Here is a 22,458-nt window from a genome sequence, read left to right as displayed (position 1 = left end):
GAAGGTTTTACAGATGAGCATGAACATTGACGAGGTTTTGGACATGATGGACGAACTCATCGATAATTCATGGGCAATGCCCCTTTCGGGCGGGCGGTGCGTTATTGATGTGGTCAAGCTGCGCGAGCTGATGGACGATGTGCGGTTAGCACTGCCCAACGAGATCAAGCAGGCGAAGGCAATCGTATCCGACAGGGCAGATATCATTAGTGATGCCAAGCATGAGGCTGAAACGATTGTTGCCAAAGCTGAGGAAAAGGCCAAGGCGCTGGTGAACGCCAACGAGATCACCAAGCAGGCTCAGGTACGCGCGCAGGAGATTGTGGCCGCCGCACAGCAGCGTTCCAAAGAGATTCGGCTTGCAACCAACGAATATGTAGAGAACATTGTTCGTTCCACCGAAGAGTGCCTTGCGGCCAGCCTCAATGACGTGCGTTCTATTAAACAACAGATGAAGCAGCCTCAGAGGTCCGGCATGTAAACCCTACATACAGTTAAATAACCGTAAGCCCGTGTTCTTTTCAACAGAAAGAACACGGGTTTTTTATATTAATATTCAAAAACAGGAACAGACATAAAATCAAGGTAATATATGAAAAATAGTAATTATTATGGAACCAAACCGATGGGTTTATGTGTGTTTTTCGACAAGTATGCGTCATAGAAATGGGGCAATTTTTAGTTATATTTGTGCAAAATGATAAATCTTTTTTTGAGCTAAGGTAGTTGGGTAAAGCCTATTGCAATTTACATAATTCACGGTTATAATAAAAAAGTGGTTAATAGTGGTGAGAAGTGGAGCAAAGGTGAGCGAAACGGCTGCTTTTTGAAAGGCGGTGGTGAAGATGCTAATGGGCGAATATGAGCATACCCTGGATCCCAAGGGGCGTGTGATTTTTCCGGCCAAGCTAAGGGAAGACCTCGGCGACAACTTCATCATAGCAAAGGGCCTTGATAATTGCCTGTTTGTTTACCCACCAGCACAATGGCAGCGCCTGCAGGATTCCATTAACGCCCTGCCTTTCTCTAAAGCGAGTGCTCTGCAGCGGTTCTTCTTTTCGGGGGCCAGCGAGGCTATAAGCGATAAGCAGGGGCGTGTATTGATTCCCGCAAACCTTAGGCAGTATGCGGGGCTGGATAAAGACATCATCATCGTTGGTGCCTCTGTACGCGCGGAGATATGGGACAAGACCAAGTGGCAGGAGCAGAGCGCACGTCTTACCGCTGAAACAATCGAAAACGTGATGGACGAACTGGGTTTTTAACAGCTAACCCAAGAAAAGAGATAAAGGGGTGCGGCGCGTGGAGTTTTCGCATATTTCGGTGCTCTTGAACGAGTGCATCGAGGCGCTCGACATAAAGCCTGACGGCATCTATGTCGACGGCACTGCGGGCGGCGCCGGGCATTCCTCAGAAATTGCAAAAAAGCTTGCAAGCGGCAGGCTGGTTGCCATAGATAAAGACCCCGACGCTGTGCAAACCGCAACCGAAAGGCTCGCTCCTTATACTTGCGCACAGGTGGTTCGGGGGGATTATTCCTCGGTTAAAGAGATTCTTGCATCGCTAAAAATAGAGCACATTAACGGAATGCTGCTGGATTTGGGTGTTTCGTCCTATCAGTTAGACACTGCCGAGCGCGGTTTCTCCTTTCACAAGGATGCGCCGTTGGACATGCGTATGAGCAGAGAGGGCCTCTCTGCCAAGGATATCGTGAACACTTACTCCTATGAGCAGCTTGCAAAGATTCTTTGGGAATACGGGGAGGAGCGTTTCTCCCGCCGGATTGCGGATGCCATCGTTCAAAGCCGGGCCGTAAAGCCCATTGAAACGACCTTTGAACTGGTGGATATCATCAAAAGTGCAATGCCCGCAGCGGCTATGCGTGAGGGACACCCGGCCCGCAGAAGCTTTCAGGCGCTGCGCATTGCCGTAAACGGAGAACTCGAACAGCTAGCAGAAGCCGTAAATGATGCGTTTGATCTGCTTGCTCCGGGTGGCAGGCTGTGTATCATCACCTTCCATTCACTTGAAGACCGTATTGTAAAACAGCGGTTTGTTGAATTTACAAAGGGCTGCACCTGCCCGCCGGACTTTCCGGTGTGTGTGTGCCACAAAACTCCCAGAGGGCGATTGGTTTATAAGAAACCGATAGAGCCTTCACAACAGGAGCTTGATCAAAACCCGCGAAGCCGCAGCGCGAGGCTTAGGGTGATTGAAAAGCTGTAGCCTCTTGTAGCAGGATGCTTGTAAAGAGGCTCTGGATTTGAAAATGGATTTTCAGATTGATGTAACAGGTGCAGTGCCTGATACGAATCTCTTATTAAAACCTTTCTGAAAAATTCTCGCAATAGTAAAGCTATTCGCTCGATTTTTCAGAGGTTTCATTATCGAGATAAGTACCACTCATAATCAAGTGGGGCATGATGCAGCGGAAAGGCAAGGATGTAGATATGGCCGCTAACGAAGCATACGATCTATCGCTATTTGAACAACGCGCAAAAAAGGAACGGGTACAGCTTAAAAAGCTCCCTTCTGTAAAAAGGCAGCCGCGTTTGCAGGTTGCTGCCATGCTTGCCGGAAGGTTAATTGTTGCCTTGCTGGTTGGCGCCATTATTTCGGTTAGTATTTACAACCGGGCTATTCTTACCGAGACGGTTAATAGCATTACGAATGCAAATAAAGAGCTTGCGAAGCTGCAAAGCGAACAAACCCGTTTGACGATGGAGCTTGACGAAAAGGTTTCAATAAAGAATATTGAGGAATATGCCACCAACCAACTGGGCTTAAGCCGTATGGATAAATATCAGACAACCTATATCGCTCTCGCCGGAAGTGACCAGATTGCAGAACAAGTGAAGACAGAAGAAAAGCCGAAATTAAGTTTGAATATTAACGATTTGTTTTATAAACTGGTGGAATACATCAATTGATACAGCAATACAATTAAATGAATACCGTTGTTCCCCGCATAGTTTTAGGGAAGATAATAAGTTTGAAAGGAATATCTTTCAAACTTATACTATTATTCTATAGACATACGCAATCAGGCGCATTTCTATAGCAGGCGTGAAGTGTGTGGCGGCGGTAGATGACGCTGAATAAGCTAAACAATATTCGTCTTTCAGAAACGCCATGTGTTTTTGCATTCCGCTGAAGGCGGAGATTAAAAAGTGATATCACTTTTTTAATAAGGATGAGTATTATTTCTTTAGAAGGGAATGGTTACCGATATGCCGGCAGGGCCAAGCAACGCGATGCTCAAAAAGATGCTTTTTACCGTACTTGCCCTGACTGTTGTTTGTTTTACCATTTTGCTCGGGCGGCTTGCATACCTGCAGCTGGTTGACAACGAGCGCTACCAAACCAGAGCCATCGATCAGCAGATGCGCGAAACTGTTATTAAGGCAAAACGCGGTTCAATTTACGACCGCAATATGAATACGCTTGCAACCAGCGCCAGCGTGTGGGAGGTAAGCCTCAACCCCACCAACATCTCCGAAGGAGACGAGGAAAAAATTGCAAACAAGCTCGCGGAGATTTTAAAGGTTGATGCAAGCAAGGTCCTTGCAATGGCTAAAAAAAAGGATAAGTATTATCAGCTTGTTAAGCGACAGGTAGAGGATGCCGAGGCCAACCAGATTAAGCAGTTTGTTAAAGATGAAAAAATCAAGGGCATCGTACTCAACGAAGACTACAAGCGTTATTATCCCTATGGTGATTTTGCATCCGCAGTGTTGGGCTTTACCGGCAACGACCATCAGGGGTTAAACGGCATAGAGGCCTACTATGAGAAGTATCTGAAGGGTACCGACGGGCGTATCTTTTCGGCAAAGGATGCGGTAGGCAAGGATATGCCGCTGTTTCAGTACGAAACGCGCAACGAGGCGCAGGACGGCTACTCGCTGGTGCTTACCATAGACGAAGTGATTCAGCATATCGCTGAAAAGAATATCGAAACAGCGGTAAAGGAATATGGCATCAAGAACCGCGCCACCTGTATCGTAATGAATGTTACCAACGGCGAGGTTCTAGCCATGACCACCAAGCCGGATTTCGACCCGAACTCACCGTTTACACTGCAGGATCAAGCACTTCAGGCGTCGATTGATGCCATTACCGATGAGAACCAGCGCAAAGCGGCCCTCCAGACCGCAAGAGAGGCTCAGTGGAGAAACAAGGCTATCTCCGATACCTACGAGCCCGGTTCGGTTTATAAGATTATCACCGCCGCTTCGGCACTGGAGGAAGGGGTAGTTCATCCGGAAGACCGCTTTTTCTGCAGCGGTTCACTCGTGGTAAATGGTCGTTCTATCGGTTGCTGGAAGACGGTTGGCCACGGCCCTGAAACCTTTGTAGACGGCATAAAAAACTCTTGCAACCCTGTATTTATGGCCGTCGGTTTGTCACTGGGGCCGGAAAGAACAGCAAAGTACTATAAGGCTTTCGGTTTCAGTGAAAAAACAGGTATTGACCTGCCGGGTGAAACCAGCGGTATCTACCACGCACTGTCGGTTTTGCAGAAGGAGCCGGATACCCTCGCAGTAAGCTCCTTCGGCCAGAGCTTCAAAATAACTCCGCTACAGGTGATTACAGCCGTATCGGCGGCTATCAACGGCGGGTATTTATACGAGCCGCATATCGTTAAGCAGATTATTGATTCCGGAAACAATGTTGTGGAAACCATCGACCCGGTAGTAAAACGTCAGGTAATCTCCGAAAAGATTTCTTCCGAGCTGGCACTTATGCTCGAAAAGGTTGTAAGCGAGGGCAGCGGACGCAGTGCGTACATAAAAGGCTATCGTATCGGCGGTAAAACCGGCACCTCCGAAAAGCTGGATAAAAGTGCCGCCCAAAGCGGTGTAAAGGAGCATATCCTTTCGTTTCTTGGTTTTGCTCCGGCCGATAAGCCTCAGGTTGCGGTGCTGGTAATCCTCGACGAGCCAAAGGATTCCGGCGCATACGGTTCCACTATCGCGGCCCCTGTTACGGGCGCTATACTTTCCGAAACACTCTCTTACCTTGGTTTCGAACCAACCTATACCGACGAAGAAAAAGAAAAGATGGATATCGCGGTAGAGGGTGTTGTCGGGGCTGCACCGCATGAGGCCTCTGCGAAGCTTACAAAGCAGGGCCTGCAGGCTGAAATTGTGGGCAATGGCGAAAAGGTAATCAAGCAGATTCCAATGGCGGGCCAGCCCGTACCACGGGGAGGAAGGGTGCTGCTCTATACTACGGCGGAGGAGGCGACCAAAACCTCGCCCGTACCCAATGTCGTGGGTATGTCGCCGCAGCAGGCCAATAAGGCTCTTACCAATGCAGGCTTTAACCTGCGTATAGTGGGCGGCGGTATCAACCAAAGTGGTATTATTGCTATCTCACAGTCTATGGCTTCTGGAAGCATGGCTGAGCATGGCACGGTAGTTGAGGTGACCTTCGGCGTAAACGACGCGGTACAATAAGCTTTTACGCTGTATGGCATCTCAGGAGGGCAGATTATGAAATTATTAGAGCTTCTGAATGAAATAGAGATCTTGTCACTCCCACCTATTACGGATGCCGAGGTGGGTAAGGTAACCTGCGACTCTCGCGCCGCCACCCCCGATGCGGTGTTCGTAGCCGTAAAGGGCGAGCGCTTTGACGGGCACGATTATGCGCAACAGGCCGTCGCTCAGGGTGCGGCTGCAGTAATCACCGAGCGAGATTTAGGCCTGGAAAAACAGGTTATTGTTAAAAACAGCCGCAGTGCCTATGCTCTTTTGAATGCAGCACTGTTCGGGCACCCCTCCAGGAAGCTCAAGCTTATCGGGGTAACCGGTACCAACGGTAAAACCACCATCACCTATCTGCTCAAGCAGATTTTAGAGTCTGCAGGTAAGAGTGTAGGGCTTATCGGTACCATTCAGGTAGAGATTGACGATATGTGCATCCCCGCAAAGCATACGACGCCCGATCCCGCAGAGCTGCACAGTCTGTTCTCACGCATGGTGAACGCCGGGTGTGAGTATGTGGTTATGGAGGCTTCTTCCCACGCATTTGCCCAGCACCGGCTGGACGGCTGTCACTTTGTGGCTGGGGTTTTTACCAACCTTACGCAGGATCATCTGGACTATCACGGCACGATGGAAAACTACTACAGCGCAAAAAAACAGCTGTTTGATATGAGTGATATAGCTATCATCAACCTTGACGACGAGTACGGCAAAAGGCTGTTGAGTGAGATTCCCTGCAAGGCGGTTACCTACTCGGCTGGTAACGATATGGCTGATTTCACAGCCAAGAATATCGTTAAACGGCGAGATGGCGTAAACTTCGCGCTGGTTGGCAGCGGCATCATTGAGCGTGTTTCGTTCGGCATGCCGGGCAGCTTTTCGGTTTCCAATGCGATGGCGGCTGCTGTCTGTACCATCGAATTGGGCTTTGAACCGTCGGTGGTTGCAAAGGGCCTTAGCGATTGCAAGGGTGTAAAGGGACGTACCGAGGTGCTCTATTCCGGTGACGATTTTACCGTTATCTGTGATTATGCCCATACGCCGGATGGCTTGGAAAAGGTTCTTTCCACCGTTCGCGAATTTGCCCCCGCCCGTGTGGTGGTGCTGTTCGGCTGTGCCGGAAACCGTGATCGTACCAAGCGCCCGAAGATGGCGCATATGGCTGCGCAGTATTCCGACCTAGCGGTGCTAACCTCCGATAACCCACGCGATGAAGACGTTATGCAGATATTAGACGATGCGGTTCCGGGGTTTGAGGGGCTGGATACGGAATATAGGGTAATACCTGACCGTATGGAGGCAATCAAATGGGTACTGGATAACGCTCAACAGGATGATATCATCGTGCTAGCCGGAAAAGGGCATGAGGACTATCAGGTATTGAATTTCGGCACCATAGCGTTTGATGAGCATACCATTGTAAAAGAGCTCATTGCTAAGCGAGACAAAAAACGGCAGGAGTACAAGGACGAAAGCCCTGCTGAAAAAATGGAGGAATAGGTTTTGGAAAAGTGGCTGCTCAGTGATATTGCACGTTATTTCGGCGCAAAGCTGCCCATCGATGCAGAGATTGAAAATATCTGCACCGATACCCGGGCGATTACACCGAACAGCCTTTTTGTGGCTCTTGAAGGTGAACGGTTTGACGGGCACAATTTCGTAACAGAGGCGTTTCAAAAGGGCGCAGTAGCTGCAATATGCCACAAGCCGATAGAAGCGACGGATAAGCCCGTCATCATGGTGAAAAACACCCAGCGCGCGTTGATAACCCTCGGCTGCGCGTACCGTTTAAAATACAATATCCCCATGGTGGCGGTTACTGGCAGCGTGGGGAAAACCACCACTAAAGAGATGATTGCCTGTGTTTTAGGTTCCTGCTTAAAAACCCTTAAAACTGAGGGAAACCTGAACAATGAAATTGGGCTTCCGCTTACCCTTTTACGGCTGGATAAAAGCTACGAGTGTGCCGTGATTGAGATGGGTATGACGCACAAGGGTGAGCTTTCGGTGTTAACGGCGGCAACGCTTCCTTCGGTTGCGGTAATCACCAATATAGGGGTATCACATATTGAGAACCTTGGCAGCCGCGAGAATATCCTTTCAGCGAAGCTGGAGATTACCGAAGGCCTGCCCGCAGGCGGCTCACTGGTACTGAATTATGATGATGACCTGCTTTGCGACATAAAAGACTATTGCGGCTTTGATATAATATCCTATAGCATCATCAATTCTCATGCGAAGGTTCGTGCGTTGAATATTCGCGAAACCGCAGATGAAACAGCGTTTGATATCTCATATAAAAATAACCTCTATCCGGCCTGCATCCCATGTGTAGGCAGGCATAATATCCTAAACGCCCTCGCAGCCTTTTCTACAGCAGTGGCGTTAAAGCTCGACCTGCACAAGGGAACGGAGGCACTCAAACAATATACCCCTGCCGGTATGCGCCAGCGTGTAGTACACAAAAGCGGCATTACGGTGATAGAAGACTGCTATAATGCAAGCCCCGATTCCATGCGAGCTGCGCTTGCCACCCTGCAGACACTGAAGAAAAACGGCAGAAGCATTGCAGTGCTGGCAGATATGCTGGAGCTTGGTGATTACTCCCGGAAGGCGCACGAGGGGGTAGGGCAGATGGTGGGCGAAAGCGGCACCGATATCTTAATCACCTATGGTGAAAAGGCTGAATATATCGCAGGGGCAGCCAATCGTGCCGGTATTGAACAGGTATACAGCTTTGGGGATAAACACGCAGCTGGGGAAAAATTACTGGCACTCGCCCAGAAAGATGATATAATACTCTTTAAGGGCAGCCGCGGTATGAAACTCGAAGAGATGATGGAGCAGTTTTACGCGGGGCTTGCAGATAGTACTAATCTCCGATAAAATGTATTCAGACGATGCGCTGGCATCGTTATAAAAATCTGCATCAAAACCCAGATACAAAAGGTCTTGATTTGATTTTTATATACTTTAATCGGGTATAAGTATCAGCATTGCCCGAATACGGTTAGAAGGACTGTGGAACAACAATGAGTGGAATTGCGACAATCGTAGCCGCGTTAACAGCTTTTGTAGTATCCTCTTTACTCGGTAAAAAGCTCATTCCCTTTTTAAAGCGGCTGAAATACGGGCAGACTATCAACGATATCGGCCCCACATGGCACAAGAACAAGCAGGGTACCCCCACCATGGGTGGTATTATGTTTATTGTCGGCACTCTGGCGGCGCTTGCGGTGGGCATACTGGTGCTCTCGTTTACCAAGCCGGATGCCTTTCCCGAGACAGCAAGGCTTGAAAACATCAAGCTGCTTGCCGGGTGCGTGATGGCTTTGGCCTACGGATTTATCGGCTTTACCGACGACTATATCAAGGTGGTTAAGAAAAGAAATCTTGGCCTTACTGCTTCGCAAAAAACAATAATGCAGTTTGTGGTGGCCATATTATATCTAATGACCATCTACCTTGCGGGGGACCACAGCACTGTACTGGTGCTGCCGTTTATCGGCCAGTGGAATCTGGGCATCTTCTATTATCCCTTTGCAGCATTGATTATTTACTACATGGTAAACGCCGTAAATCTTACAGACGGGATTGATGGTTTGTGTGCCTCTGTTACCTTTGTCTGCGGAATCTTTTTAATGCTGATGTGCGGTGTGCTGCACCAGGATAAAGAGGGGCTGTTTGCCATCTCGCTGGCTGCTGCCTGCATCGGGTTTTTAATCTGGAACTTCCACCCGGCCAAGGTGTTCATGGGCGATACCGGCTCGATGTTTTTAGGCGGTTCGGTTGTGGCAATTGCCTTCGGTATCAATATGCCGGCTTTTCTGGCACTGGTAGGCATTGTTTATGTGCTCGACGCACTTTCGGTGGTAATTCAGGTTATCAGCTTTAAGTTGACGAAGAAGCGGATATTCAAAATGAGCCCGATTCATCATCATTATGAAATGAGCGGCTGGAGCGAGGTAAAGATTGTTTTAGTATTCTCCTTGGTTGGCGTTGTGGGGGGTGCCTTGTCCCTATGGGCGACAGCACTTGTATAGTTAATACTAATCTCCGATAAAATCCGTGTCAAAGCCCATATACGAAAGGTCTCAATTTAATTTCTATATACTTTTTGATCGGATATTAGTGTAAGCAGTTCGTGCCGGATTGGGGTGTGTCCATTGAAAAACAAGGGCGTTGCAGTAGAGAAGCCGAAACGTGGCGGCATGGACATAACCTTTTTCGTACTTACCGTTACCCTGTTGGGTATTGGGCTTATCATGCTCTTCTCGGCCAGCTATGCTTATGCACTTCATTATTACGATGACAGCTTTCATTTTATTAAAAGCCAGCTGGTCTTTGCGGTAATCGGTCTTGCGGGGATGATTATCGTCTCCTACTTCGATTATCACTGGCTGCATAAGCTTGCGTTGCCGCTCTATGGCTTGTCGCTTGTGCTGCTGGTGTTGGCACTTTTCTCAAAGCCGGTTAATGACGCACACCGCTGGATATGGATAGCGGGAAGGCAGTTTCAGCCGTCGGAGCTTGCCAAGTTTGCAATAATCCTTATGTTTGCCCACATGATTTCACTTAACGCATCAGAGATGGGCACCTTTAAAAAGGGTGTTCTGCCGTTTGCCATCTTTCTGGTGCCGGTTGTTGGGTTAATAGCAATAGAACCGCACCTTTCCGGTACAATTCTGGTTGTTTTGATGGCATTTGTCATGATGTTTATCGGCGGAACCAAGTTTCGCTGGTTTGCACTTGCAGGTGGTACGGTTGGCGGCGCGGGTGCTGCCTATATCCTGTTCAGCGGCAAGGTGGACTACGCCATGAGCCGTATCAAGATATGGCTAGACCCGTTTTCTGACCCCAGTGATAAGGGCCACCAAACCCTGCAATCACTCTATGCCATCGGTTCCGGTGGGCTGCTCGGGCAGGGCTTGGGTAACTCCAGGCAGAAATATCTATATGTTCCCGAGCCGCAAAACGATTTTATCTTTTCAATAGTATGTGAGGAGCTTGGCTTCATCGGTGCTTCTCTGATTATCATCATATTTGCGCTGTTTGTGTGGCGCGGCTTTGTTATTGCCATGCGCGCCAGAGATAAATTTGGCTCCATGCTGGTGCTGGGGCTCAGCTCACAGATTGGTATACAAGCGATTCTAAACATCGGCGTTGTAACCAACACCATCCCCAATACCGGTATCAGCCTGCCGTTCTTCAGTTCCGGCGGTTCCTCACTGGTTATGCTGCTTTTGCAGATGGGAGTTATCCTTTCGGTGTCACGATACTCTGTATATGAAAAAACATAGTGGGATATCTCGTTTTAGATTTTGGTAGAAATACCTTCAACGATTGGAATGGTTAATCAGATGCGTATCATCTTTACGGGCGGAGGTACCGCGGGGCATATTAACCCGGCACTGGCGATAGCAAGCTATGTTCGGGCGCGCCACCCCGAGGCCGAGATACTCTATATCGGTTCCAAAGACGGCATGGAAGCGCGGCTGGTGCCCGCCGCAGGTTTTCGGTTTGAGGGTATCCATTCCCGTGGCATTATCAGAAGAAGTGGTCTGTCTGCGATAAAGAAGAATGTTGACGCGGTAATACAGCTGTATCAAGGGCGCAGGGAGGCTGCACGACTTATAAACGAGTTTAAGCCGGATCTAGTGCTCGGTACCGGCGGCTATGTAAGCGCGCCGGTGATTATGCAGGCTGCTTCCATGGGGGTTCATACCCTCACACACGAGCAAAATGCCTTCCCGGGCATCACCACTAAACTGGTGTCCAGGCATGTAGATACCGTACTTCTGGCCGTGGAAGAAGCTAAGAAGTTCTTAAGTCCCAGATGCAATTTTGTGGTTACCGGTAACCCTGTCCGCGAGGAGATTATCTTCTATAATAAAGCGGTTGCCCGCAAGGAGCTTTCACTGGATGACAGACTGTGCATTCTTTCCTTTGGTGGCAGTCTGGGTGCCCGTGCTATCAATGAGGCAGTGGCAGACCTGATGGCTTGGCATAGTAAGGACAAGCAGGTTTACCATATTCATGGCACGGGGAAGAAGGGATACGAACCTTTTTTAACGCTTCTCCAGGATAGAGGCGTAACCCTTGCAGAAAACCCCCAAATCATCGTGCGGGAATACATAGACGATATGCCCCGCTGCAACGCAGCCGCCGATCTTGTAATCTCCAGAGCAGGAGCTATCACCCTCAGCGAGATACAGGCCTCCTGCAAGGCCTCCATCCTCATTCCGTCGCCCAATGTAACGGAAAACCACCAGTATCACAACGCCATGGTGCTTGGCAGGCGCAATGCCGCCGTTGTGATTGAGGAGAAGGACCTAACCGGTAACAAGCTTATTCAAACAGTATCTGAACTGATCGAAACACCCGAAACCATCCGCTGCATTGCAAAACGCGCCGGCGAGCTTGCCATCATAGATGCCAACGAACGGATCTACAGTGAAATAAAAAAACTTCTGTGACCATTATTTAATACTTAACTCTTGATATATCAAATTGAGGATATTATCCGTTTTTTCACAAACCCGTTCTGGTAAGCATAGTATGACTTGTGAGGGAGTGTTCCCTTTCTGTGCTTATTTAGAGGGGTGCGAAGATATGAATAAATACTTGATAGACGGCGGAAGGCGTATCTCAGGCGAAATCAGGGTTCAAGGCGCCAAGAACAGCGCGCTGCCGATATTAGCCGCCAGTATTATGTGCACCGGAAGCAGCGTTATTGAGAACTGCCCGTGCCTTTCAGATATCGACGCAGCTAGAAATATTATTGATTATCTCGGCTGCACCACAGAGGTTGCCGGCGATGTAATTACCATACATACCGGCGGCTTGTCCAGAAGTGATATCCCCACACACCTCATGCGTGAAATGCGATCTTCCATCGTTTTTTTAGGCGCCATCCTTGCACGAACCGGCAGGGCAAGAATATCCTACCCGGGCGGCTGCGAGCTAGGGCCGCGCCCAATAGATCTGCACATCTACGGCCTGCGGCAGTTAGGCGCCGAGATTGCCGAGGATCACGGTTATATAGACTGCACCATTCCCAACGGGCTTAAGGGGGCGCACATCAACCTGTCGTTTCCCAGCGTTGGTGCCACCGAGAATGTCATGATAGCCGCAACGCTGGCCAAGGGCGAAACCTCTATCGCCAACGCCGCCAGAGAGCCGGAAATCGTTGATCTTGCAAACTACCTTAATGCCTGTGGGGCAAAAATCAAGGGCGCAGGCGAGAGTACCATATTTATTGAAGGTGTCAAAGAGCTTACCGGCACCCATCACGCGGTGATACCGGACCGTATTGCGGCCGCAACCTTTCTGAGTGCCGCGGCGGTTACCGGCGGTGAAATTTGGCTCAACGAGATTCACCCACGGCATATCGGCGCGGTTGTGCCCGTGCTGGAGCAGGCCGGATGTAAGATAACCCTTTCTCACAACAGCATCCATCTGTTAAGCTGCGGAAGGCCGAAGGCGATGCAGACAATTCGAACAATGCCCTATCCTGGTTTTCCAACCGACGCACAGGCACCTATCATGTCGGTTGCCGCTATTGCCGATGGCACTACCATCTTTGTAGAGAATATCTTTGAAAACCGCTTTAAGCACGTTACCGAGCTGATAAGGCTTGGCGCAAAGGTGAAGCTGGAAGGGCGGGTAGCGGTGGTAGAGGGTACGCCAAGGCTATACAGCGCCAGTGTAGAATGTACCGATCTTCGCGGAGGTGCCGCATTGGTGGTAGCCGCTCTGGTGGCCGAGGGCACAACCGAAATAAGCGGAGTAAGGCATATCGACCGCGGGTATGAAAAGATGGAAGACACGCTGGCTTCACTTGGGGCACAGATTAGGCGTGTGGAATGAATTTAGCACATAAAGCATTACTTACCGGAGGATGTCATGAGAACAAAAAGCGCATCGGACAATCGAAAAAAACGCCATAGGCGCCGTCATGGCCTGGCTTTTTATACGGTTCCCATAGCGCTGCTCATGACTATCACTCTTGGCGTATTATTGTACAACCTGTTGAAGGTTGAAACTATTCTCGTTGAGGGCACCACGCGTTACCAAACAGATGAGATACTGTCTGCTTCAGGGCTTAAGGCGGGGGATAAGATGTTTAAAATTAAGCCCAGTGCCGTAACCGGAGCTATCGAGCAGAAGCTCAGCTATATTGGCGAGGCGAAGCTCAGCTTTCAGCTTCCTTCAACAGTGATTCTAACGGTATCGGAGGCTTCGGTGGCCTGCTCGCTAGAAACCGCCGACGGGTATATCCTGCTAAGCGATAAATTCAAGATACTGCAGGCCGGTTCGCCGATGGCAGACGCAAATGTGCCGATTATCCGAGGCCTAAAACCCAAAGAGGTAAAGCAGGGAGAGCTGTTTAAGGCTGAAAAAGGCGAAGACATCACCGTAATTCAAGAACTTTTCGATGCAATCGCGGAATATACCTTCCCAGATGTAAAGCTGATTGATATCTCCGATATCTCCAACATCTCACTTAAGTATGGAAATGAGAATAAGATTTTACTTGGTGGACCAAGCCAACTGACATATAAAATAAGGTTTGTGAAAGAGGTGCTGAATAAAAACGCAGAGTCGAATAACACGGGCGGATTAACCATTAACGCTCAGACACTCGACAGCAAGGCGCACCCTTACGTAAGCGTTTTACCGGCAACAACCATCTATACAGATACAAGTTCCACGCCACCGGGCAGTTCAAATGAGGAAGCTGATTCCTCAAAGCAAGGCGGACAGGCTGATGCTTCCAGCAGCAAATCCTCTTCCAAACAGGCTGAAAGCACAAAATCACAAACAAGCGAAGAGGCGGGCTCCGCTACCGCTTCCGCATCTTCATCCTGACCATTGTTAGCGTTTGCATCCGTACCATCTTCTAAAAGCAGCAGAAACGGCTGCAAATGGCTGCATGATAGGCCTAAACACTAAATATAGAGCTTTTTGGATAAAAAACAGGGCTTTTTTTCATAAATTTAGTGTTGATATGTTGTTTTTTTATCTAAAATCTGATAAATTATAATTATAAGTATATATGAGTTGGCGGTTGCCGAATTGTGTATATGAGTACGTAGGGGGAAGCTTTCATGCCGATGAAATTCGTGTTTAACGAGGATTTTGAAAAGGTAGTCAATATAAAGGTTGCCGGTGTAGGCGGCGGCGGTGGTAACGCCGTAAACCGCATGATTGAGAACGGCATCAAGAGCGTGGAGTTTCTGTCTGTGAACACAGATCAGCAGGCACTTTCCTGCTCTCTTGCGCCCCATAAAATTCAGATTGGCGAAAAGCTTACCAAGGGCCGCGGCGCCGGCGGTTCCCCCGAAAAGGGGCAGCGCGCCGCCGAGGAAAGCCGTGAGGAGATAGCGGCGGCCTTAAAGGGTACGCAGATGGTATTTATTACTGCGGGTATGGGCGGAGGCACCGGCACAGGCGCTGCACCCGTGGTTGCCGAGATCGCCCGTGATATGGGTATCCTTACTGTTGGTATTGTTACTAAGCCTTTCGACTTTGAGGGCAAGCGCCGTATGGCACAGGCCGAGGAGGGTATTGCCAACCTTCGTGAACGGGTTGATGCTCTTGTGGTTATTCCAAACGAGCGTTTAAAGCTTATCTCCCAGCAAAAAATCAGTCTGCTTTCTGCCTTTGCCGCAGCCGACGATGTGTTGAGGCAGGGTGTTCAAAGTATTTCCGATCTTATCAATATCCCTGGCCTTGTAAACCTTGACTTTGCCGATATCAGTACCGTAATGAAGGATGCAGGTTATGCTCACATGGGTGTAGGTGTGGCTTCTGGTAAGGATAAGGCCGAGATGGCCGCCGCTGCCGCTATCTCCAGCCCGCTTCTGGAAACCTCCATTGAGGGGGCCCGCGGTGTAATCATCAACATTACCTCCTCCAAAGAGGTAGAGCTCGATGAGGTTGAGAAGGCTTCCACCATGATCTCCAACGCAGCGCACAAGGATGCCAACATCATTTGGGGTGCGGCGTTTGATGATTCTTTAGATGACGAGATGCGTATTACTGTAATTGCCACAGGCTTTGATAACGAAAAAATTTCCAGCCCTATTATGGATTTTTCGTTTAATAATAATTCCGATCCGATTCCTCCCAAAGAGACTGAGGAAGAGGACAAGGATTATATCGACCTACTGAAAATCTTTAATAATAAGCGGTACTAAAGCTTAAATTCCTGACGGGGAAAGGAATGGTCATATTATGAAGCGCAGAATAGTGATAATATTCTGCATTATACTGGCTATCCTTATGATACTATCGGCGCTTTCACCTGTGTTGTTTGCTGAAACAGTGCAAAGTACCGCCTTTGCCGGCGATGTATTACCGCTTGGCATGGAGATTATCATCGGTACAGCGGCCGGAGTGTTAATTTTGATTATCCTGCTCAGGGTTATACTTTCAATCATTAAAAAGAAAAATGATTAAGCAAAAAGCCTGCTATCCGCAGGCTTTTTATGTTGTATGTAGTTGCTTCAGAACAATTACTCCAACCGCCTTGTACTTATCCCGGTTATAAAACCTCTAAAAATCAAGCCAAAAGCTTTAATTCATGGCTTTTTGCGAGAATTACTCAGAAAGGTTTTATCAAGAGATTAGTATATAATCGACAAAACCTCCTTAGCTAGGATGTTAAGCAAAGCCTTTTTTGTATAATTATGTAACAGCATGCCTCCTTAAAGCATAGGATGGTGTTGAAGACTTTATGTCTTCCGAATCTTACATGAAAGCGATGGAGGTAGAACGTGATTAGGTATAACAATGCAAACGAAGGCAGTGCCCAAGCCGCAATAAGCTGCGATGCGTTCACCAGCCAACCGATTTCCTATGCTATCGCATATGTTGCGTATCAAACGTGGGAAAGGCCCTATGAGCCAGAGGTTGGCTTCGAGCGTGCCACCATCTTTCCAAGCCTGGATAAGCCCTTTTTAGGTGAGGAGGTAACCCCTAATGGAAGATAAAAATACACTGATAAGAAGGATACAGATCTGCGATTTCGTTTTGTTCGAAACTCAGCTGTTCCTTGATACTCATCCTACCGATAAAGATGCCCTGGCTTACTACAGCAAGTTTCTTGACCTCAGAAGTAAGGCAATGGATGAGTATCTTAAACGGTTTGGGCCTATCAGCGCGGGGCAGTATGACGGAGGCCCTGTATGGAGATGGGTAGAGAATCCGTGGCCGTGGGAAAGGGCAAGTGAGGTGTAGTATATGTGGACATATGAAAAAAAGCTTCAATATCCTGTAAAGATTGCAAGGCCAAACCCGGCGCTTGCAAAGGTTGTAATTTCGCAGTTTGGTGGGCCGCACGGTGAGTTGGGTGCCGCCAACCGTTATCTCTCGCAACGCTATGTCATGCCTTACGGCGAGCTAAAAGCCCTATTAACCGATATCGGTACCGAAGAACTTGGCCACATAGAAATGGTATGCGCTATCGTTTATCAGCTTACCAGAAACCTTTCGGAGAAGGAGATTAAGGACAGTGGTTTCGATACCTACTTTGTAGATCATACCACAAGCTTATATCCGATTGCGGCCTCCGGAGTACCCTTTGATGCAAGCACCTTTGATTCTTCCGGAGATGTACTAACGGATCTTCATGAGGATATGGCTGCAGAGCAAAAAGCAAGGTTAACATATGACAATATCCTGCGATTAGCCGATGACCCCGATGTTCGTGATGCCATTAAGTTTTTACGTGAGCGTGAGATTGTGCATTTTCAAAGGTTCGGTGAGGGCTTACGCATAACACAGGATCATCTGAATTCAGCGAACTTCTACGCGTTTAACCCCGCTTTTGACAAGGTAAAGAGCGCGGCACCCAGTAATACCCCCTATATCGCCAACGTTGCAGGGGCAGGTAATATGATGGGAACGCCAAGTGTAGCGGGAGCTATGAATGTTGCTGGCCTGCAGAATACTGCAGGAACCGGTACTCTCAACACAACGACTACCCCGAGCATAGCTGGGGCTTCTAATGCAGCAGGTGCAGCAAATGTTGTAGGTGCCGCCAACGCGCTGCGAACCCCCTATGTAGCCGGAGCCACTAACGTTTCAGGCGCAACCAACGGAATGAGCATGCCAAGCGTAGCCGGTGCTTCTAATGCTGCAGGCACGACAGCAACCACTCCTAAAGTACCTAATGTAGCTGGAGCCACTAACGTTTCAGGCGCAACCAACGGGATGAGCATGCCAAGCGTAGCCGGTACTTCTAATGCAGCAGGCACAGCAAGAACGCCAAACGCAGCAGGTACCACTAGTACTTCAGGTGCCTCCAATGTTGCCGGAGCGGCATCCAATATATTTGGTATAGCCAATATGTTCGGTGCCTCTAATGTTTTTGGAACAGCACCAAAGCCGAGATATTAATTATCAAAGATTTAAATTGAAAGGGCAGGTCTATTCAAGTTTTCCTATATAAAGTGGTGCACTTGACCTGATAATTTAACATTATATAAACCCCAAAGAGCCTCTGCAAATGCAGAGGCTCTTTGGGGTACATAAAAGAATTGACTGCTCAAGATAAAACTTTAATCGTTTTTACTCTTGCGCATTGTCAGAAGGCTTTGCAAAACAATAAAGAAGGCAAGCAGTGACGCAATAATAATCTTTGACCACCAGGAAGAAAGATTGCCCTGGAACGATACAAAGGTTTCGATGAGCGCCTTGATCAGTACACCGAACAGGGTGCCAAATACATTGCCTACGCCGCCGGTTAACGGTGTACCACCGATTACCGTTGCCGCGATGGCATCCATCTCAAAATCCTTTGCAAGCTCTACGAAGGCACCTGACGTATTGAAGCAGAATGCGATACCGCCAAGCGTTGCAAGGAAGCCGTTAATGATATATACCATTAATTTTGTACGCTTTACATTCAGCCCCATCAGCATCGCCGACTGCTCACTGCCACCCACCGCGTAGATTGAGCGGCCGAACTTGGTATATCTCAGCATTAAAAATGCTATCACAAGAACCACCAGCGCAATGATAACCGTAGGGTATATGTAAGGGTAAACCATTACGCCTCTTTTATTGAGTACACCGAAAAAGGGCAGGTATATCTTTTGTTGGGCGATAGAAAGAAACGTTTTGTTGGTAATGGTGATCATATCAAGACTGATAACCGCCGTAAGGCCGCGCGCAAAAAACATACCTGCGAGTGTTACAATAAACGGCTGCAGGCGCAGGTATGAAATAAACCACCCCTGTACGGCCCCGAATGCAATACCGAACAACAGTACAATACCCATTGCCGGCAATGCGTCCATATGCAGCTTTTCCATCATCGCAGCAAGCATCATACAAGTAACGGCAACCACCGAACCGACGGAGATGTCGATACCGCCGATAATCAGCACCATTGTCATACCTACCGAGGTGATAATCAGGCCGGCATTACTGATAAACAGATTCAGCAGTACCTGCAGATTCCCGAAGTTTTTTCCGCTGTAAGCGGCTAACCCTCCGATGTACATTAAAACGAAAAGTACGATGGTAACAAACAGTAAGAAGTTATGGCCCAATAGGATATCTTTTACACGGTTAACCTTTTTTATTGTGTCTAGTCTGCGTGGTGCAGTTGCGGTCTTACTCATTCAGTTCGCCTCCTTTGCGACTTTGGCAGGCAGAAAGTTGCCTGTAAAGGAACGAACCCATTTGATCAATACCGGTGACTGCAATGCAACAATAATTATTACTACCACAGCCTTATATAGAGGCAACTGGTCTGCCGAAACATGCATTGCGTAAAGGGTGGTGGTAAGCGCCTGAATGGTTATAGCGCCGATAACGCTGCCCATCAGCGAGAATTTTCCGCCCGCCAGGCTGTTACCGCCTATTGCCACCGCAAGAATTGCATCCAGTTCGGCGTATTTTCCCACATTATTCGCATCGATAGAGGATGTGCGTGAAACAGAGATCAATCCGGCGCATGCGGCACATACTCCGCAGAACACATAGGTTAAAAACATAATCAACTTGGAATTTAGCCCAACAAGGCGGCTGGCCTTGCGGTTGATTCCAATAGATTCAATGTACATACCGAATGCTGTCTTCTTTAGAATCAGCCAGGTTACCAATACCACGAATATCGCAACAAAACAGGGTGTCGGGATAGGTACCCCCGGAAGGAAGGCGCCTAAATACCCAAATTCCGCAGGCTTAACATAGAGAATAAAGCTGCCTGTTACAAGCTGTGCGATTCCGCGTCCTGCAGTAAGCAAAATCAGTGTTGCCACCATTGGCTGAACCTTCATGTATGAAACCAAGAAACCGTTCATGGCTCCGCATATTACACCTATCAGCAGGGCTAACAGGATGCTGACATAGTAAGGCATCTGATAGCTTTCACCGGTACCCAGTACCGCCACACAAACCGCACCGGCAAGCGCGCTTACAGCGCCTACCGAAATATCGGTTCCGCCTGAGGAGGCTACGACTAACGTCATGCCAACAGCCATGATGATCAGGCGGCTGGAGAGATTTAGAATATCAATGATAAAGCCATAAAATACCCCGTTCTGTATGGTTATTTCAAAGAAGGAGGGCGTTTGAATTAAGTTTACGATCAGTACCAGCGCCAGACAAAGCAGTGGCAGAAATAACCGGAAACTAGTAATACGTTTAAATACTGAAGAAAGCGTTTTCATTCTACGCCACCTCCCGCTATCGCTTTCATAATATTGTCCTGAGTGATATCGGTACCGTTCAGTTCGCTGATTTTTACACAATCCCTCATAACAATCATACGGTTACAGGTTCGTAACATCTCTTCAATCTCTGAAGAGATAAACATCACGGTTTTCCCCTGATCAGAAAGGTTCACTATCAGCTTTTGAATCTCTGCCTTAGTGCCCACGTCTATCCCTCGGGTTGGTTCATCCAAAATCAAAAAGTCCGGGTTGGTCAGCAGCCAGCGCGCAAGTATAACCTTTTGCTGGTTGCCGCCGCTGAGTTGTTTTACCGGGGTATCGCGACTTGAGGTCTTAATCTTTAAAATATCAATATATCGGTCGGTAAGCTCTTCCTGCTCCTTCCTGCTAAGCTGCCTGAAAGCACCCTTTCGAGCCTGCAACGCCAGAATAATATTCTCCCGCACCGAAAGGTCGGCAATAATGCCTTCCTCTTTACGGTTTTCGGGCAGAAATGCCATACCTGCCTTCATCGCATCAAGCGGTTTATGTATATTCAGTGGTTTGCCTTTCATCTTAAGCCTGCCGCCCTTGGCAGCATCCGCACCGTATATTGCACGGGCAAGTTCGCTGCGCCCCGAACCAAGCAGACCGGAAAGCCCGATAACATCACCCCTGTTCACTGCAAGGTCAAAGGGCCTGATTCTGCTGGTGCTTTTCAAGCTCTCGGCTTCAATTACAACTTCGGTATCATCACTCGTGTTATCCGAACCCTCCCGTTTTACCTCGGCCAGGTCGTCAAAGTCCTTCCCCAACATTTTTGCTACCAGCTGCAGACGGGGAAGCGATTCAACATCATAATCACCAACCAGCTCACCGTTTCGAAGCACCGTAATACGGTTGCAAACCTCGTATACCTGCTCGATGAAATGGGTAACAAAGATAATGCCGATACCACTTTTACTAAGTTTGCGCATAATAGAGAATAGCTTATTAACCTCGGAATCATCCAAGCTGGAGGTTGGTTCGTCAAGGATAAGCACCCGAGAGGAGATTTCTACCGCTCTGGCTATCGCCACCATCTGCTGGATTGCAACCGAGTAGTTTTCGAGGTTTAGGGTAACATCTATGTCGATATCCATCGCGGCAAAGGCTTCAACAGCCTTTTTATTCATAGTTTTCCAATCAATTGTCCCAAGCCTTTTGGGTTCTCTGCCAAGAAACAGGTTTTCTGCGACAGAAAGGTTGGGGCAGAGGTTTACCTCCTGATACACGGTACTAATGCCGTTTTGCTGTGCTTCCTGAGGCGAGCGGTTGATAATCGGGCGGGGAATACCGGTGATGCGTATTTCACCCGATTCAAACTCCTCGGCACCGGTAAGTACCTTGATCAGCGTTGATTTCCCTGCACCGTTTTCGCCCATCAGGGCATGAATTTCTCCCTCTCTGAGTGTAAAGTCGACATTATTCAGCGCACGTACACCAAGGAAATTCTTGCTGATATGGCGCATTGTCAAAATCTCACGACCAGAGGCCATTATGCTCACCCCTTTAAAAGTTTCGCCGGAGAACCAACTGTAGTCTGGCTCTCCGGCGGTTCTGTAGCTGAGTAATATGATTCTTTTATTTCTTATGATTAGTAAGCACGCTTAGGTAGAATTTCTTTCGCGTCTTTTGCATAGAAGGTGCCTTCTTCAACATACGCAATCTTATCTACCGACTTACCGGCCTCAAGTGCCTCGATAATACCGGCAACACGGGGGCCGTGCAACGGGTTGCACTCAACATCAACATCGATGTCTCCGGCAATCATGGATTCAAAAGCAGCCTTAACAGCATCGAAAGAAACGATGGTGATATCGCCCTTAGGTCCGCAGGTCTTACCGGCAGCTTTAATGGCCTTGATGGCGCCAAACGCCATATTATCGTTTTCAGCAATAACAACATCGATATCTTTATAGGACTTCAGGAAGGACTCCATAACCTCTTGGCCCTTATCCTGTGTGAATTCACCGGTCTGCTTGTCAAGCATTTTCCAGCTTGGGAAGGCCTTCATCTTTTCTGCAAAGCCATCAGTACGGCCAATCTGAGCGGTGTAGGACTACAATACATATTGGACAGTAGATAAAAAAAGATGAAAGATGAGGAGAAATCGGTTATTGTTGAGTTACCACACCTAACAAGCCGAAAGGAGACCTCATCTCTCATGAACAGCATAACACAAGACATGAAGTACAGACAATCCCTAATGAAGTATGTGGAGAAATATGGCGTGAGCCGAGCCAGCCGGAAATATAACA

Annotated in this window: 20 protein-coding genes and 1 pseudogene; 17 read left to right on the top strand and 4 right to left on the bottom strand. The window is 48.3% G+C overall.

Annotation, left to right across the window (positions count from 1 at the left end; genetic code table 11):
- Positions 1-13 precede the first annotated feature (13 nt).
- From BLR50_RS01895 to BLR50_RS14650, 17 genes and pseudogenes are all read left to right on the top strand, one after another.
- The gene (locus tag BLR50_RS01895; RefSeq protein WP_242871666.1) at positions 14-481 is read left to right on the top strand and encodes an ATP synthase subunit B family protein; all 468 of its coding nucleotides are present in this window, start codon (positions 14-16) and stop codon (positions 479-481) included.
- A gap of 364 nt (positions 482-845) precedes the next feature.
- Positions 846-1,265 carry a division/cell wall cluster transcriptional repressor MraZ gene (gene mraZ, locus BLR50_RS01890; protein WP_092637934.1) on the top strand — a complete coding sequence of 140 codons (420 nt, stop codon included), beginning with the start codon at positions 846-848 and terminating at the stop codon, positions 1,263-1,265.
- 37 nt (positions 1,266-1,302) lie between these two features.
- A complete protein-coding gene (gene rsmH, locus BLR50_RS01885) occupies positions 1,303-2,226 on the top strand; it encodes a 16S rRNA (cytosine(1402)-N(4))-methyltransferase RsmH (protein ID WP_092637932.1) in 924 nt (307 codons plus the stop codon).
- A gap of 194 nt (positions 2,227-2,420) precedes the next feature.
- Positions 2,421-2,930 (top strand): cell division protein FtsL, encoded by a 510-nt coding sequence (locus tag BLR50_RS01880; RefSeq protein WP_143008019.1) that lies wholly within the window; start codon positions 2,421-2,423, stop codon positions 2,928-2,930.
- A 288-nt stretch (positions 2,931-3,218) separates the two neighbouring features.
- The gene (locus BLR50_RS01875; protein ID WP_092637928.1) at positions 3,219-5,459 is read left to right on the top strand and encodes a penicillin-binding transpeptidase domain-containing protein; all 2,241 of its coding nucleotides are present in this window, start codon (positions 3,219-3,221) and stop codon (positions 5,457-5,459) included.
- Between the two features lie 36 nt (positions 5,460-5,495).
- Entirely contained in the window at positions 5,496-6,989 is a 1,494-nt protein-coding gene (locus tag BLR50_RS01870) for a UDP-N-acetylmuramoyl-L-alanyl-D-glutamate--2,6-diaminopimelate ligase (RefSeq protein WP_092637926.1), read from the top strand.
- A gap of 3 nt (positions 6,990-6,992) precedes the next feature.
- Positions 6,993-8,375, top strand: a complete 1,383-nt coding sequence (locus tag BLR50_RS01865) for a UDP-N-acetylmuramoyl-tripeptide--D-alanyl-D-alanine ligase (protein ID WP_092637924.1) — start codon at positions 6,993-6,995, stop codon at positions 8,373-8,375.
- Positions 8,376-8,521: 146 nt separating this feature from the next.
- Complete coding sequence (gene mraY, locus BLR50_RS01860; protein ID WP_092637922.1) at positions 8,522-9,532, top strand: phospho-N-acetylmuramoyl-pentapeptide-transferase; 1,011 nt, start codon at positions 8,522-8,524, stop codon at positions 9,530-9,532.
- Between the two features lie 123 nt (positions 9,533-9,655).
- A complete protein-coding gene (ftsW, locus tag BLR50_RS01855; protein ID WP_242871665.1) occupies positions 9,656-10,789 on the top strand; it encodes a putative lipid II flippase FtsW in 1,134 nt (377 codons plus the stop codon).
- 60 nt (positions 10,790-10,849) lie between these two features.
- A complete protein-coding gene (gene murG, locus BLR50_RS01850; RefSeq protein WP_092637920.1) occupies positions 10,850-11,965 on the top strand; it encodes an undecaprenyldiphospho-muramoylpentapeptide beta-N-acetylglucosaminyltransferase in 1,116 nt (371 codons plus the stop codon).
- A gap of 136 nt (positions 11,966-12,101) precedes the next feature.
- Complete coding sequence (gene murA, locus BLR50_RS01845; RefSeq protein ID WP_092637918.1) at positions 12,102-13,358, top strand: UDP-N-acetylglucosamine 1-carboxyvinyltransferase; 1,257 nt, start codon at positions 12,102-12,104, stop codon at positions 13,356-13,358.
- Between the two features lie 36 nt (positions 13,359-13,394).
- On the top strand, positions 13,395-14,360 hold the full coding sequence (locus BLR50_RS01840; protein ID WP_092637916.1) for a cell division protein FtsQ/DivIB: 966 nt from the start codon (positions 13,395-13,397) through the stop codon (positions 14,358-14,360).
- A gap of 239 nt (positions 14,361-14,599) precedes the next feature.
- Positions 14,600-15,691 (top strand): cell division protein FtsZ, encoded by a 1,092-nt coding sequence (gene ftsZ, locus BLR50_RS01835; protein WP_423230273.1) that lies wholly within the window; start codon positions 14,600-14,602, stop codon positions 15,689-15,691.
- A 37-nt stretch (positions 15,692-15,728) separates the two neighbouring features.
- Positions 15,729-15,953, top strand: coding sequence for a hypothetical protein (locus tag BLR50_RS01830; RefSeq protein WP_092637912.1), 225 nt, complete (start codon positions 15,729-15,731; stop codon positions 15,951-15,953).
- Between the two features lie 317 nt (positions 15,954-16,270).
- On the top strand, positions 16,271-16,486 hold the full coding sequence (locus tag BLR50_RS01825; protein WP_092637910.1) for a spore coat associated protein CotJA: 216 nt from the start codon (positions 16,271-16,273) through the stop codon (positions 16,484-16,486).
- Complete coding sequence (locus BLR50_RS01820; RefSeq protein ID WP_092637908.1) at positions 16,476-16,733, top strand: spore coat protein CotJB; 258 nt, start codon at positions 16,476-16,478, stop codon at positions 16,731-16,733. The genes BLR50_RS01825 and BLR50_RS01820 overlap by 11 nt, the downstream gene beginning before the upstream one ends.
- 3 nt (positions 16,734-16,736) lie before the next feature.
- Positions 16,737-17,330: pseudogene (locus tag BLR50_RS14650) on the top strand (manganese catalase family protein); the annotation flags it as partial.
- Between the two features lie 725 nt (positions 17,331-18,055).
- Here BLR50_RS14650 and BLR50_RS01810 read toward each other — a convergent pair.
- From BLR50_RS01810 to BLR50_RS01795, 4 genes are all read right to left on the bottom strand, one after another.
- The gene (locus BLR50_RS01810; RefSeq protein ID WP_092637904.1) at positions 18,056-19,123 is read right to left on the bottom strand and encodes an ABC transporter permease subunit; all 1,068 of its coding nucleotides are present in this window, start codon (positions 19,121-19,123) and stop codon (positions 18,056-18,058) included.
- Positions 19,124-20,176 (bottom strand): ABC transporter permease, encoded by a 1,053-nt coding sequence (locus BLR50_RS01805; protein ID WP_092637902.1) that lies wholly within the window; start codon positions 20,174-20,176, stop codon positions 19,124-19,126.
- Complete coding sequence (locus BLR50_RS01800) at positions 20,173-21,696, bottom strand: sugar ABC transporter ATP-binding protein (RefSeq protein WP_092637900.1); 1,524 nt, start codon at positions 21,694-21,696, stop codon at positions 20,173-20,175. Before BLR50_RS01800 ends, BLR50_RS01805 begins: the two co-directional genes overlap by 4 nt.
- Before the next feature lie 98 nt (positions 21,697-21,794).
- Entirely contained in the window at positions 21,795-22,244 is a 450-nt protein-coding gene (locus BLR50_RS01795; RefSeq protein WP_423230275.1) for a substrate-binding domain-containing protein, read from the bottom strand.
- Positions 22,245-22,458: the final 214 nt, after the last annotated feature.

Source organism: Acetanaerobacterium elongatum, assembly GCF_900103835.1.
In the GTDB taxonomy this organism is placed as follows: Bacteria; Bacillota; Clostridia; order Oscillospirales; family Ruminococcaceae; genus Acetanaerobacterium; species Acetanaerobacterium elongatum.
This window is presented reverse-complemented; position numbering and strand designations above follow the sequence as displayed.